Below are 13564 nucleotides of genomic sequence, written 5' to 3'. Positions count from 1 at the left end.
TCTCAAAAAATGCGGCTGGTGCGATGATCGAATCTCGTTCCGAGGAGACGCCCATGCCCCGCACCGACCCCGAATGGCTCGACCGCATGTACAACAACCGGGCGCTCGTGCCCGACCATGGCGCGCATTTTGCCCGCTGGGCCGCCGATTCCGCCGCGGCGCGGGCCACGCAGGCCTGCGCGCTCGATCTGCCGTATGGCCCGGGCGCGGGCGAAACGCTGGATGTATTCCTACCGGCCGAGGCCGCAGGGCCGGGCAGGGCGCCGGTGCTGGTGTTCATTCATGGCGGTTATTGGCGCGCTCTCGATTTCCGGGGTGTTCGATCTTGCGCCTTTGCGCCACACGCCGTTCGTGAAAGACGATCTGCGCCTCACGCCCGTGCAGGTGGCGCGGGCGAGCCCAGCTCGGCTGCCAGCGCCGCGCGCGGGAATCCTGGCGGCGGTGGTCGGCGGGGATGAGAGCGCGGAGTTCATCCGGCAGAACCGGCTGATCCGCGAAGCCTGGGGCGCACGGGCCGTGCCGGTGTGCGAGGAACTGCCCGGCCGCAACCATTTCAGCGCGCTCGAAGCCTTGGTGGAGCCGAGGCATCGGCTGTACGTCCTGGCGCTGGGGATGCTTCAGGAACGATAGCGGGGTCGCGCCGGTTGGCGATGGGATCAGCCCCGGAATCCGAAACTGGACTGTTGGGATCGGTGTGGCTCACATCAGCAAATGCTCGCCCGCGTTGTCGCCGCCGAGGATGACGTAGTTCACTTTGCGGATGTCCATGAGCTGGGTGCCGCCGGCGTAGCTGATGGAGCTTTGGATGTCCTGCTCCATTTCGATCAGCGTGTCGGCCAACTTGCCCTTGATCGGCTCGAGGATGCGTTTGCCCTCGACATGCTTGTATTCGCCTTTGTTGAAGTCGCTCGCCGAGCCGTAATACTCTTTGTAGAGCTTGCCGTCGACCTCCACCGTTTGCCCCGGCGACTCTTCGTGCCCAGCGAACAGCGAACCGATCATGACCATCGTGGCGCCGAAGCGGATCGACTTGGCGATGTCGCCGTGGCTGCGGATGCCGCCGTCGGCAATGATCGGCTTGGTTGCGACGCGTGCGCACCATTTTAGCGCCGAGAGCTGCCAGCCGCCGGTGCCAAAGCCGGTTTTGAGCTTGGTGATGCAGACCTTGCCAGGCCCGACGCCGACCTTGGTTGCATCCGCACCCCAGGTTTCGAGGTCGATGACCGCCTCGGGCGTGGCGACGTTGCCGGCGATGACGAAGGTCTGCGGCAGCTTTTCCTTGAGGTAGGCGATCATTTTGCGCACGCTGTCGGCATGGCCATGCGCGATGTCGATGGTGACGTACTCGGGGATGAGCCCTTCGGCGGCGAGGCGGTCCACCGTGGCGTAGTCGGGCGCTTTGACGCCGAGCGAAATCGACGCGTACTGTCCTTCGGCACGCATGCGCCGCACGAAGGCGACATTGTCGAGGTCGAAGCGGTGCATCACGTAGAAATAGCCGTGACGCGCCAGCCACAGGCAGATGGACTCATCCACCACCGTCTTCATGTTCGCCGGCACCACCGGAAGACGGAAGCGCCGCGGACCAAATTGAACGCTGGTGTCACATTCCGATCGGCTCTCCACGCGGCACTTGCGCGGCAGCAGAAGAATGTTGTCGTAGTCGAAGATTTCCATGATTGATCCAAGCTCCGGTCGGTCGTTGTAACGAGTGAGCGCTTGGCTTGGGTCCGGTCGCTGTGCCGTGCAGCAGGCACAAAAAACCGGGCGCAAGAAACTTGGGCCCGGTGCTTGATTCTACGCGGAGGCTCAGTCGCTGCCGGTGGTGTAGGTGAAGCTTTGAGTGAACGGCACGCCTGCATTGCTGCCGCGGAATGTGAATTGATAGCGGCTGTTGGGCGCGAGCGGCTGGGCGGGCAGGTAAAAGCCAGTGTTGGGTGCCAAATGGCGGTTGGGGTCGTTCGATGCCGTCACCGGGGGCAGAACCTCGACGGTTTGGCCGCTGGCCACATGCACGAGCGTGCCGGCGCCGAGCGTGAGGGTGTTGCCGCTCGCCACTGAAACAATGATGGACGAGCCCGTGGGGTTCGTCGACAGATCGCGACCGGGAATCGGGTTGGGGTTTTCCGCCAGCGTTCGGGTCAGCACCCCAGTCGTTCCCTCGCAGGGATAGGTTTTGACCGAGTTCGGCGGGTAGACGACGGGGCCGACAGCCGCCCCCTGGGGGGCTGCCAATTCCACGACCAGCGGCGCGTAATAGCCGTCGCTCGGCCCGAGCGCCAGCCCGACCTCGGGCAGGTTGAAAGCCACCACGCCAATCGCATGGTAGGGCACGGCCATCAGGCCGCGCAGCGCGCGCACGGCCACCCCGTTCGCCACCGGAGCAACCGAACCCCAGCCGATCGACTCGGCGACGGCCCGCACCGGATAGCCCACGTACTGCAGCCGTTCGAGCGCGGTCTCGCCGGTGAATCCTGGCGTTCCCGGCGTTTCCTCGTGGCTGTTGGCGTCGTTGGTGACGAGCCAGTTCGCGTGGTTGCGCGCGGCCTGGGCCAGCAGGCTGTTCGGGCTTGGGGCACCAAAACCGCAGCGGCTGCGTTCGTCGCGCAGCAAGGTGTAAGCCGCCTGCTCTTCCGCCTCGACGCTGGTTGCGACGATGGGCTGTGGGCTTTGCGGGACCGGCGCTGCCTCGTCGCCGCCCCCGCCGCAAGCGACGAGCAGCGCGGCCCAGGTCCAGCCGAACAGAAGCAGCGCGCGGCGCAGCGCCGAGCGGGCGAGCTGGTGGGGTGCGGTATTCATGAAGGGCAATTCTGCCGTGGCAGGGTTCGACCTTTGTGATTCATTCGTTACGGCGTGCAAGCGCTGAGCGCGGCGTCGATGATGCGACCCCGGGCGTCCTCGACCCAGCCAAACACCCGCAGCCGGGCCGGGTGCGCACCCTCGGGGATGTTGAGCGGGCGCAGTTCATCGAGTCGCACCCACCGCGGTCGCGGCCCCGCCGTTCGCCCGCTCCAGTTGGGCGTGAACACGTTGCGTACCAGCGCGCGTGCGACGGGGCTGCCCTCCGTTCCGGCAGGAAAGATCTCGATGAGCGCCAGATGCGCGGTGAGCGGCGCCAGGGCGTCGCGCGCCGGGGTGTAGCGGATCGACGCGCCGACATAGCCGCCGAACGCCGTGCCTTGCGCCACGCGCAGGCGTCGCGGGTTTTGGGGAAATTCGGCGGCCAGCACCGACTGAAACCGGTCGAAGCGCGGCGGCATTGCGGTGCCGGATCGCAGACCGGCGGCCTGGGCGCGCGCATTCGCTTCAGGACGCGCCACGGGGGAAAGCGGCGCGTCCTCGCCCTGAGCGCCGGAAAAAACCCAGTCGAGCGCCCATGTACGCCCGTCCACGGACGGCGTCGCCGGGTCGCGCCAGCACTCGGCGCAGTCCGCGCTGATGAAACGCTCCAGAACCGTCGGGGGCGGTTCGAGGCCGTCGCTGCTGCATGACGACGGCTGCGCCTGCGCCACGGCGAAGGGCAGGGCGAGCAGCAGAGCGACGCGGCTGCGCCGCCGCGCACGGGTGTTTGGGGCCGGGGCGGTGGGGTGGCTGTTGCGTGAGCGCGGAGCGATCGAGGGGTGGAGCATCATGTTTGGGTCTTCCTACAATGCCCGCATGTTCCCAGAAAACGCGTCCTCGAGTCCGCTGCTGCACAACCTCAACCCTGAACAGCGTGCGGCGGTCACGCTGCCCGCCGAGCATGCGCTGATTCTGGCCGGTGCCGGTTCGGGCAAGACCCGGGTGTTGACCACACGCATCGCGTGGCTGCTGCAAACGGGGCAGGTGACACCGGGCGGCATCCTGGCCGTCACTTTTACCAACAAAGCGGCCAAGGAAATGCTCACGCGGCTCTCCGCCATGCTGCCGCTCAATGTGCGCGGCATGTGGATGGGCACCTTTCACGGCCTGTGCAACCGCATGCTGCGCGCGCACCACCGCAGCGTGAACCTGCCGGCCACCTTCCAGATCCTCGACACCCAAGACCAGCTCAGCGCCATCAAGCGTCTGTGCAAGCAGTTCAACGTCGACGAGGAGCGCTTTCCTCCGAAGCAGCTGCAGTACTTCATCTCGGGCTGCAAGGAAGAGGGCCAGCGCCCGGGCGATGTGCCCGCGCGCGACGAGGACACGCGCAAAAAGGTCGAGCTCTACCAGCTCTACGAAGACCAATGCCAGCGCGAAGGCGTGGTCGATTTCGGCGAGCTGATGCTGCGCAGCTACGAGTTGCTGCGCGACCAGGACGCCATCCGCGAGCACTACCGGCGGCGCTTCCGCCATGTGCTGGTCGATGAGTTCCAGGACACCAACCGGCTGCAGTATGCGTGGCTGAAGATGATCGTCGGCCTGCCGGGCGAGGGCGGCGGCGCCATCATGGCGGTGGGCGACGACGACCAGAGCATTTACGCCTTCCGCGGCGCGCGCGTGGGCAACATGGCCGATTTCGTGCGCGAATACCAGGTGCGGCACCAGATCAAGCTCGAGCAGAACTACCGCAGCTACGGCCACATCCTCGACTCGGCCAACGCGCTGATCGGCCACAACACCGCGCGCCTGGGCAAGAACCTGCGCACCACCCAAGGCGCGGGCGAGCCGGTGCGGGTGTTCGAGGCGGCGAGCGATTTCGAAGAGGCGCAATGGCTGGTTGACGAAGTGCGTCAGCTCGTGCGCAACGACGGCTTTGCGCGCCACGAGATCGCCGTGCTCTACCGCAGCAATGCGCAAAGCCGCGTGATCGAAACCGCGCTGGTCAACGCGGGCATCCCCTACCGGGTCTACGGGGGGCTGCGCTTTTTCGAGCGCGCCGAAATCAAGCACGCGCTGGCCTATCTGCGCCTGATCGAGAACCCGCGCGACGACACCAGCTTTTTGCGGGTGGTGAACTTTCCGCCGCGCGGCATCGGCGCGCGCACGATCGAGCAGCTGCAAGACCTGGCCCGCGAATCCGGCTGCGCGCTGGTCGATGCGGTCAGCGCCGTGCCAGGCAAGGCGGGTGCGAACCTCGGCGCGTTCATCGCCAAGATCGACGTGCTGCGCGAGCAAACGCAGGGCCGCACGCTGCGCGAAATCATCGAACTCGTGCTCGAGCACAGCGGGCTCATCGAACACTACCGCGCCGACCGCGAAGGGGCCGACCGCATCGAGAACCTCGAAGAACTCGTCAACGCCGGCGAGAGCTTCGTCATGCAGGAGGGCTTCGGCCGCGACGCGGTCGCCCTGCCGCTCGACGAGCAAGCCCCGGCGGCGTTGGGCCAAAGCCCGGCGAGCCAGGGGCTGGACCTCGACGCGCCCGTGCTCGATGCGCCGCTCGCGCCCGATCAGGAGACCGGCGAAACCTTGAGCCCGCTGGCCGCTTTCCTCACCCACGCCGCACTCGAAGCCGGAGACAATCAGGCGCAGGCGGGGCAGGACGCGGTACAGCTCATGACCGTGCATGCGAGCAAAGGCCTGGAATTCGACGCCGTGTTCATCACCGGCCTCGAAGAGGGCCTGTTCCCCCACGAAAACTCCGCCAGCGACCGCGACGGCCTCGAGGAAGAGCGCCGGCTCATGTATGTCGCCATCACCCGCGCGCGCAAGCGCCTGTACTTGAGCCATGCGCAAACCCGCATGCTGCACGGCCAGACGCGCTACAACCTGCGCAGCCGGTTTTTCGACGAGTTGCCCGAGGGTGCGCTGAAGTGGATCACCCCGAAACGCAGCGCCAGCGCCTCCACCGGCGCCGCGCCCTGGGGCAGCAGCGGTGCCATGCCCTGGGAAGCCGCGCCGCGCCGCAACCCGACGCCGCAACCCGCCTGGGGCCGCAGCAGCCTCAGCGCCCCCGACTTCGGCGCCGGCCCCGTGCCCGAGCGCAAGTCCGAGCCCGAACACGGCTTGCGCGTCGGCATGGCGGTGTTCCACAACAAGTTCGGCGAAGGCAAGGTGCTCGCGATTGAAGGCGCGGGGGCGGACGCGCGCGCGCAGGTGCAGTTCACCCGCCACGGCACCAAGTGGCTGGCGCTGTCGGTGGCCAAGCTCACGCCGGTGTGATCGGCTGCCTCATCCCGCGCAGCAAGACAATTGCGTCACGTCCTTGCGGAAGGTCTGTGCCGCGAGCTTGAGCCCCTCGACCATGGTGAGGTAGGGGAAGAGCGTGTCGGCCAGGTCCTGCGCGGTCATGCGTTGGCGGATGGCCAGCGCTGCGGTCTGGATCAGTTCGCCCGCCTCGGGGGCCACCGCCTGCACGCCGATCAGCCGGCCGCTTGGGGCTTCCACCACCAGCTTGATGAAGCCGCGCGTGTCGAAGTTGGCCAGCGCCCGCGGCACTTGATCCAGCGGGAGCGTGCGGCTGTCGGCGTCGATGCCCTGCAGACGGGCTTCGGCTTCGGACAGGCCGACGGTGGCCACCTGCGGGTCGGTGAACACCACGGCGGGCAGCGCCGTCAGATCGAGGCGCGCGTCGCCCCCGGTCATGTGGATGGCTGCGCGCGTGCCGGCAGCCGCGGCGACATACACGAATTGCGGCTGATCGGTGCAATCACCCGCGGCGTAAATGTTCGGGGCGCTGGTGCGCATGCTCGGGTCGATGACGATGGCGCCGGCGGCGTTCACCGCAACGCCCGCCGCGGCCAAGTTCAGTCGGGTCGTGTTCGGCCTGCGGCCGGTGGCGATCAGCAGCCGGTCGGCGTGCAGCACGCCCTGCGGTGTGGTCAGCAGGAAGGCCCCCGCGGTGTAAGCCACTTCGGAGGGGCTCGTGTGCGTCCGCACCTCGATGCGCTCGGCGCCGAAGGCATCAGCCAGGGCGGCGCCGATGGCCGGGTCCTCGGACGAGAGCAGGGTGTGGCGTGCCAGCACCGTCACGCGGCTGCCCAGCCGCGCATAGGCCTGCGCCAGCTCGAGCGCGACCACGGACGAGCCGATCACGACCAGGTGCTCTGGGATGGACTCGCTCTCCAAGGCTTCGGTGGACGTCCAGTACGGTGTTTGCGCCAAGCCGGGAATGTCTGGCACCGCGGGGCTTGCGCCGGTGGCGACGAGGCAGCGGTCGAAGGCCACCACCCGCTCGCCGCCCGCGTTCAAACGCACCCGCAGGCTCGCGCCATCCAGGAAACTCGCCTCGCCGTGCAGCACGGTGATGTCCGGGTTTTGCGCCAGGATGTTCTCGTACTTCGCGTGGCGCAGCGCCTCCACCCGGGCGTGCTGTTGGGCCAGCAGTTGGCGGCGGTCGATGGTGGGCACTGCCGCGCCGATGCCGCCATCGAACGGGCTGCTGCGGCGCACGTGGGCGATGTGCGCGGCACGGATCATGATCTTCGACGGCACGCAGCCGACATTGACGCAGGTGCCGCCGATGACGCCCCGCTCGATCAGCGTCACTCGCGCGCCGCGCTCGACCGCCTTGAGCGCCGCAGCCATCGCCGCACCGCCGCTGCCGATGATGGCGATGCGCAGGCCGTCGCCGTCGGTGCTTGGGCAGCATGCATGCAGGCCGGCCTGCGGCTGCTGGGCAGATGCGGCGGGGATGGGGCGGATGGTCATTTCTTGACGCTCGAGGGATAACCGGCAGCCTCGGTGGCGTCCATCAGGGCGTCTACGCTGGCCTTGGTGTCGTCGAAGCGAACGATGGCCTCGCGCTTTTCGAGGCTGACGTTCACCTGCTGCACGCCCTCGACCTTGGTGAGCGCCTTTTTGACCGTGATGGGACAGACGGGGCAGTTCATCCCCGGCACCGAGAGGGTCACGGTTTGCACCGCTGCATGGGCGCCTGTGGCGAGCGCGCCGAGCAGGAGGAAGGCTGCGAGTCGCAGAGACTTGGTTTTCATGAGCGGAACTCCTCGGTGTCAATAAAACAAGGGCGCCAGATAGGGAAAGCCCAGCGCCACCAACACCAGCGCAGCGACGATCCAGAACAGCAAGCGGTAGCGCAGCCGCACCGCCGGCACGGCGCAGACGGCACCCGGCTCGCACGCAGTCGCGGGGCGAAACAGTCGCCGTGCCGCCAGGGCCAGCGCTAGCAAGGCGGCTGCGATGAACAACGGGCGGTAAGGCTCCAGCACCGTGAGGTTGCCGATCCAGGCGCCGCTGAAGCCCAGCGCCAGCAACACCAGCGGCCCGAGGCAGCAGCTCGAAGCGAGGATCGCGGCGAGGCCGGCGGCCAGCAGTGCTCCGCCTGGGGATCGTTTGGGTTCGTCCATCGCGACATCTCCGTCAACAGTGGGGTTGAACGCGTAAGCTTCCGTCCGTAGTGAAGTACGGAGTCAACCCCCCCCTCATGAAAGACCCTTTCGAGCCCATGACCATCGGCGCGCTGGCGCAGGCAGCCGGGGTGAACGTGGAAACCATTCGCTTCTACCAGCGCCGCGGCCTGCTGCGTGCGCCCGAGCGCACGGAGGGCCGGATCCGGCGCTACGGCGCGCCTGCGCTGGGCCGGCTGCGCTTCATCAAAGCGGCGCAGCGTCTCGGTTTCAGCCTCGACGAGGTGGCGGAGCTGCTGCGGCTCGAAGACGGCACGCATTGCGCCGAAGCCAGCCTCCTGGCCGCGCAGAAACTGCGCGACGTGCGCGAACGCCTCGCGGACCTGCAGCGCATGGAGGCGGTGCTCTCACGCCTGCTGCACGCCTGCCAAAGCTCCGCAGGCACCGTCTGCTGCCCTCTGATCGAGGCGCTGCAAGAGGGCGCAGTCGATGGCCAGCCATCACATGAGCTCCGGGAAGTTGACGTCAGACCGAGCCCGCCGCCTCATCCAGAAAACAATCCCGCACCGTGAACCACATGGAGGTGAAGAACATCGCGGCCATCATGAGGGCGGCAGGGACGAGCGCCACGGTGGCGATGCCGGGGTTGCCGAACAGGGCGGAGATCAGCATGGCGAGGACGCCCGCGCCGATGAACACGGCGAGCCAGCCGAGGGTGTAGAGGAAGAATGCCTTGAAGTTGCGCGCGCAGGCGACGAAGCTGAAAAAGAGGCTTTTCACGGGTGCCACGCCATGCCAGTGCACGAGCGCGGGCGCGTGCCAGAACATCATCGACAAGGGCAGGTAGGCCGCGGTGGCGGCCCAAGTGGCGGCTTGGAAGCCTGGAGCGTTCATCAGCTCGGGCGTGAGCGAGCCGCCGAGCAGGTACACCTGGGCGAACTTGCCACCATCGAACAGGGCCGAGAAGCCCATGACGCCGAAAAACCCCGCCGCATAGAGTGCGCCGAGCTGCAACATGGCGATGGTGCGCGCCTTTCCTTCTCGAAACGCGGTGAACAGCACCCAGGGCATGGGGAAGCGCCCCGCCACCGCCTCGCGCGTGGCGGCCATCATGCCGAGCGTGAGTGCGGGCAGCAGCACCAGGGCGAGCGGCAGCCCGATCCAAGGCAGCATGGTGGCGACCGAGACCACCGCCATGAACATGAAGAACAGCCCGACGAAGGCCAGCGGCTGGCGCCAGAAGGTGCGCAAGCCCTCGCGAACCCAGGCTAGGCCGCTGCGGGCGGGGACGAGTTGGAGTTTCATGCGGTGGCGGACTCGCTCAGGATGAAGGCGGGGTGGGTCGCGCGCTCGCGCAGCACGCGCTCGAAGTGGGCGGGGTCATGGGGTTTGAGCATGCGGGCTTCGCGCGGCAGGTACCAGTCCCAAAGCCGCGAGATCCAAAACCGCAGCGCGCCGGCGCGCAGCATGGCGGGCAGCAGTTGGCGCTCGGCGGCTTCGAGCGGGCGCACCGCCTGGTAGGCGTCGAGCATGGCCGCAGCGCGAAGCGGATCGTGCCGGCCCGCGTGCCAGTCAATGGCCCAGTCGTTGAGGCAGACGGCAAGGTCGAACAGCCAGGTGTCCACACCGGCAAAGTAAAAGTCGAAGAAGCCGCTCAAGCGATCACCATCGAACAGCACGTTGTCGCGGAATAGATCGGCGTGAATCGGGCCGCGGGGCAGGGCGGCGTAGCGGCTGCTCGCGGCGATGTGGTTCTGGTAGGCGAGTTCCTCGCGCAGCAGCGCGGCCTGCGCTTCATCGAGGTGCGGCAGCACCAGCGGGGCGGTCTCGTTCCACCAGGGCAGTCCGCGCAGGTTGGGTTGGCGCAGCTCGAAGTCGCGCCCGGCCAGGTGCATGCGCGCGAGCATGTCGCCGACCGCGGCGCAGTGCTGCGGCTCGGGTACCAGCACGCTTTTGCCGGCCAGGCGGTTGACCACGGCTGCGGGCTTGCCGCAGACACTGTGCAGCAATTGCCCGCGGGCATCGGCGGCGGGTTCGGGCACGGGAATGCCGCGCTGCGCGAGGTGTTTCATCAGCCGCAGATAAAACGGCAGCTGCTCGGCCGTGAGGCGCTCGAACAGCGTCAGCACCCAGGCCCCCTGGTCGGTGGTGGCGAAGTAGTTGGTGTTCTCGATGCCCCCCTCGATGCCTTCGAGGTTCTGCAATTCGCCCAGGCCGAGGCGCAGCAACAAATTTCGGGCGGTGTCGAAGGGAACGGGCGTGAAAACGGCCATGAACAGTCGGGTCGGGCGGTGACGGGTGAGCGGGGCGGGGTGCCAAGCGTGGCACATGCAGCCGCGGGGCGCTTCATTGTAGGGCTCGAGCGCTCTTGGCCCTGGCGCGGTCCCTGGCGTTGCGCCGGTCGCGGGCCGATGCCGCGGGTCGAAACGGGGCGTGCACAATAGTCCCATGAACGAAAAGAAGATCCTGCTGCTGATCGACGGGTCGAGCTATCTCTACCGCGCCTATCACGCCATGCCGGACCTGCGCGCCGACCCGAACGACCCCAACAGCGCCCCGACGGGCGCGATTCGCGGCATGATCAACATGCTCGAGAAGCTGCGGCGCGAGGTCAACCCCGATTACGTCGCCTGTGTCTTCGACGCCAAAGGGCCGACCTTCCGGGACGAGCTGTATGCGGACTACAAGGCGCATCGTCCGCCCATGCCCGAGTCGCTGGCCGCGCAGATCGAGCCGATTCACGAGGTGGTTCGGCTGCTGGGCTGGCCCGTGCTCGAGGTGCCCGGCGTCGAGGCCGACGACGTCATCGGCACCTTGGCCGTGACCGGGGCCCGCCAGGGGCTGGCGGTGATCGTCTCCAGCGGCGACAAAGACCTCGCTCAGCTCGTCAACGACGACATCACCATCATCGACACGATGAGCGGCAAAACCCGTGACCGCGCCGGCGTCGAAGCGGAGTTCGGCGTGCCGCCCGAGCGCATGCTCGACTTCCAGGCGCTCGTGGGCGACGCCATCGACAACGTGCCGGGGGTGGAGAAAGTCGGCCCCAAGACGGCGGCCAAGTGGTTGCAGGCCTATGGCTCGCTCGACGGCGTGATCGCGCACGCAGACGAGATCAAAGGAGTGGTCGGTGAAAACCTGCGCCGCGCGCTGTCGTGGTTGCCGCAGGGGCGCGAACTGCTGCGCATTCGCACCGATTGCGACCTGAGCCCGTGGATTCCCGGCTTTCCCGCGCTCGAGGCGCTGCGCCCGGGCGAGGCCGATCGCGCGGGCTTGCGCCAGTTTTACGAGCGCTATGGTTTTCGCAGCCTCGCGCGCGCACTCGATGCGGGCCAGGCTCCGCCACCAGCAGCGACGGCGCGCAACGGCGACTTGTTTGCGGACGCTGACCGGCCCGCGTCGCTGCAGGTGCAGCACCGAGCCGGCCGCGAGGACGAAATCATCCTCGACTGGGACCGCTTGGACCGCTGGCTCGAGCGTCTGCGTTCGGCACCGCTGGCCGCGCTCGACACGGAAACGACCTCGCTCGACGAGATGCAGGCGCGCATCGTCGGCATCAGCTTTTGCGTCGAACCGGAAGCGGCGGCCTACATCCCGCTGGCGCACGAGGGGCCGGACGCGCCGCAGCAGTTGCCGCTGGCGCAGGTGCTCGATCGGCTGCGGCCCTGGCTCGAGGACCCACGCGCGCCCAAGTTGGGGCAGCATGTGAAGTACGACCGGCACGTGTTCGCCAACCACGGCATCGAGGTGCGTGGCTACGCGCACGACACCATGCTGCAGAGCTATGTGCTCGAGGTGCACCGGCCGCACAACCTGGGCAGTCTCGCCGAGCGGCATCTGGGCCTCAAGAGCATCAGTTACGAAGAGGTGGCGGGCAAGGGCGCGCGCCAGATTCCGTTTGCGCAGGTGGCGGTGGACCGCGCAGCGGCTTATTCCTGCGAGGACTCGGCGCTGTGCCTCATGGTGCACCGGGTTTTGGCGCCGCGGTTGGAGGCGGAGCCCAAGCTCGCGGACATTTACGCGCTAGAGATGGCCACCAGCGAGGTGCTGTTTCGCATGGAGCGCAACGGCGTGCTGATCGATGCGCAGGTGCTCGCCCGCCTCAGTCACGAGCTGGGCGAGCGGCTGCACGCCATCGAGCAAGAGGCCTATGCCCTGGCCGGCCAGCCGTTCAACCTCGGCAGCCCCAAGCAACTGGGCGAGATCTTCTTCGACAAGCTGGGCCTGCCGTCGGTCAAGAAAACCGCCACCGGCGCGCGCAGCACCGACGAGGAAGTGCTCGAAAAGCTGGCCGAAGACTATCCACTGCCGGCCAAGGTGCTCGAGTGGCGCAGCCTCTCCAAGCTCAAGGGCACCTACACCGACAAGCTCGCCCAGATGGCCGACCCGCGCACCGGGCGCGTGCACACCCACTACGCGCAGGCGGTGGCGGTGACCGGGCGGCTTTCGAGCAACGACCCGAATCTGCAAAACATCCCCGTGCGCACGCCTGAGGGCCGGCGCATCCGCGAAGCCTTTATCGCGCCGCCGGGCCGGCGCATCGCCAGTGCCGACTACAGCCAGATCGAGCTGCGCATCATGGCGCACCTCTCGGGCGACGAAGCGCTGCTCGCCGCCTTCCGCCAAGGGCTCGACGTGCACCGCGCGACCGCCGCCGAAGTGTTTGGCGTCGCACCCGATCAGGTCACGCCCGAGCAGCGTCGCTATGCCAAAGTCATCAACTTCGGCCTCATCTACGGCATGAGCAGTTATGGCCTGGCGAAGAATCTGGGCATCGACAACAGCGCCGCCAAGGCCTGGATCGACCGCTATTTCCAGCGCTATCCCGGCGTCAAGCGCTACATGGACGAGACCCGCGCGCAGGCGAAGGCGCAGGGCTATGTGGAAACCGTCTTTGGCCGGCGGCTCTACCTGCCCGAGATCAACTCCCCCAACGGCCCGCGCCGCGGCGCCGCCGAGCGCGCCGCCATCAACGCGCCCATGCAGGGCACCGCGGCCGACCTCATCAAGAAAGCCATGGTGGCGGTGCAGCAGGCGCTCGATGCGCGCGCGCGTGGCACGCTGATGATCATGCAGGTGCACGACGAACTGGTGTTCGAGCTGCCCGAAGACGAGGTGGATTGGCTGCGCAGCGAGATTCCGCGGCTCATGGCGGGCGTCGCCGAACTGCGCGTGCCGCTGGTCGCGGAGATCGGGGTCGGCGCCAACTGGGAGGAGGCGCACTGAGAGGCTGAGCGCCTGCGCACTCGGGCGCGGTCCGGCGGATTTCCCGGCGACCTGCAGACCTTGCCGCCGGTCGATAGACTGGTGGTGCGCACGCCGCAGCGATGACTGTCACCCCTTCAACCTTCAAG

9 protein-coding genes and 2 pseudogenes are annotated in these 13564 nt (G+C 67.6%); 4 read left to right on the top strand and 7 right to left on the bottom strand.

Annotated features, from left to right (window positions below; genetic code table 11):
- Positions 1 to 53: 53 nt before the first annotated feature.
- A pseudogene (locus EDC62_RS01640) lies at positions 54 to 630 on the top strand (hypothetical protein).
- A 69-nt stretch (positions 631 to 699) separates the two neighbouring features.
- Here the strand turns inward: EDC62_RS01640 and EDC62_RS01635 are convergent.
- The 3 genes from EDC62_RS01635 to EDC62_RS01625 form a co-directional block, all read right to left on the bottom strand.
- A complete protein-coding gene (locus EDC62_RS01635) occupies positions 700 to 1677 on the bottom strand; it encodes a GMP reductase (RefSeq protein WP_124219732.1) in 978 nt (325 codons plus the stop codon).
- 132 nt (positions 1678 to 1809) lie between these two features.
- Positions 1810 to 2799 carry a CAP domain-containing protein gene (locus EDC62_RS01630; protein WP_124219729.1) on the bottom strand — a complete coding sequence of 330 codons (990 nt, stop codon included), beginning with the start codon at positions 2797 to 2799 and terminating at the stop codon, positions 1810 to 1812.
- A 47-nt stretch (positions 2800 to 2846) separates the two neighbouring features.
- Positions 2847 to 3632 (bottom strand): hypothetical protein, encoded by a 786-nt coding sequence (locus EDC62_RS01625; protein WP_245968707.1) that lies wholly within the window; start codon positions 3630 to 3632, stop codon positions 2847 to 2849.
- A 25-nt stretch (positions 3633 to 3657) separates the two neighbouring features.
- On the opposite strand from EDC62_RS01625, the gene EDC62_RS01620 reads away from it, so the two are divergent.
- Positions 3658 to 6066 carry a UvrD-helicase domain-containing protein gene (locus tag EDC62_RS01620; RefSeq protein WP_211330891.1) on the top strand — a complete coding sequence of 803 codons (2409 nt, stop codon included), beginning with the start codon at positions 3658 to 3660 and terminating at the stop codon, positions 6064 to 6066.
- A gap of 9 nt (positions 6067 to 6075) precedes the next feature.
- On the opposite strand, the pseudogene merA reads toward EDC62_RS01620, so the two are convergent.
- Together merA and merT are read right to left on the bottom strand one after the other, a co-directional pair.
- Positions 6076 to 7766: pseudogene (gene merA, locus EDC62_RS01615) on the bottom strand (mercury(II) reductase).
- Between the two features lie 90 nt (positions 7767 to 7856).
- Positions 7857 to 8210 (bottom strand): mercuric ion transporter MerT, encoded by a 354-nt coding sequence (gene merT, locus EDC62_RS01605; protein ID WP_124219719.1) that lies wholly within the window; start codon positions 8208 to 8210, stop codon positions 7857 to 7859.
- Between the two features lie 77 nt (positions 8211 to 8287).
- Between merT and merR the strand changes: the two genes are divergently transcribed.
- On the top strand, positions 8288 to 8782 hold the full coding sequence (merR, locus tag EDC62_RS01600; RefSeq protein ID WP_124219716.1) for a mercury resistance transcriptional regulator MerR: 495 nt from the start codon (positions 8288 to 8290) through the stop codon (positions 8780 to 8782).
- Here merR and EDC62_RS01595 read toward each other — a convergent pair.
- Together EDC62_RS01595 and EDC62_RS01590 are read right to left on the bottom strand one after the other, a co-directional pair.
- On the bottom strand, positions 8736 to 9515 hold the full coding sequence (locus EDC62_RS01595) for a BPSS1780 family membrane protein (RefSeq protein ID WP_124219713.1): 780 nt from the start codon (positions 9513 to 9515) through the stop codon (positions 8736 to 8738). The genes merR and EDC62_RS01595 overlap by 47 nt on opposite strands.
- Complete coding sequence (locus EDC62_RS01590; protein WP_124219711.1) at positions 9512 to 10483, bottom strand: homoserine kinase; 972 nt, start codon at positions 10481 to 10483, stop codon at positions 9512 to 9514. Before EDC62_RS01590 ends, EDC62_RS01595 begins: the two co-directional genes overlap by 4 nt.
- Positions 10484 to 10658: 175 nt before the next feature.
- On the opposite strand from EDC62_RS01590, the gene polA reads away from it, so the two are divergent.
- Positions 10659 to 13436, top strand: a complete 2778-nt coding sequence (gene polA / locus EDC62_RS01585; protein ID WP_124219708.1) for a DNA polymerase I — start codon at positions 10659 to 10661, stop codon at positions 13434 to 13436.
- Positions 13437 to 13564 lie beyond the last annotated feature (128 nt).

The organism is Tibeticola sediminis (assembly GCF_003843835.1).
Lineage (GTDB): Bacteria > Pseudomonadota > Gammaproteobacteria > Burkholderiales > Burkholderiaceae_C > Tibeticola > Tibeticola sediminis.
This window is presented reverse-complemented; position numbering and strand designations above follow the sequence as displayed.

Bases quoted from the DNA above. Each gene is read 5' to 3' on its own strand.
- EDC62_RS01620 (WP_211330891.1), top strand. From the start codon at position 3,658: ATGTTCCCAGAAAACGCGTCCTCGAGTCCGCTGCTGCACAACCTCAAC.
- EDC62_RS01595 (WP_124219713.1), bottom strand. From the start codon at position 9,515: ATGAAACTCCAACTCGTCCCCGCCCGCAGCGGCCTAGCCTGGGTTCGC.
- merR (WP_124219716.1), top strand. From the start codon at position 8,288: ATGAAAGACCCTTTCGAGCCCATGACCATCGGCGCGCTGGCGCAGGCA.
- EDC62_RS01590 (WP_124219711.1), bottom strand. From the start codon at position 10,483: ATGGCCGTTTTCACGCCCGTTCCCTTCGACACCGCCCGAAATTTGTTG.
- EDC62_RS01630 (WP_124219729.1), bottom strand. From the start codon at position 2,799: ATGAATACCGCACCCCACCAGCTCGCCCGCTCGGCGCTGCGCCGCGCG.
- EDC62_RS01625 (WP_245968707.1), bottom strand. From the start codon at position 3,632: ATGATGCTCCACCCCTCGATCGCTCCGCGCTCACGCAACAGCCACCCC.
- polA (WP_124219708.1), top strand. From the start codon at position 10,659: ATGAACGAAAAGAAGATCCTGCTGCTGATCGACGGGTCGAGCTATCTC.
- EDC62_RS01635 (WP_124219732.1), bottom strand. From the start codon at position 1,677: ATGGAAATCTTCGACTACGACAACATTCTTCTGCTGCCGCGCAAGTGC.
- merT (WP_124219719.1), bottom strand. From the start codon at position 8,210: ATGGACGAACCCAAACGATCCCCAGGCGGAGCACTGCTGGCCGCCGGC.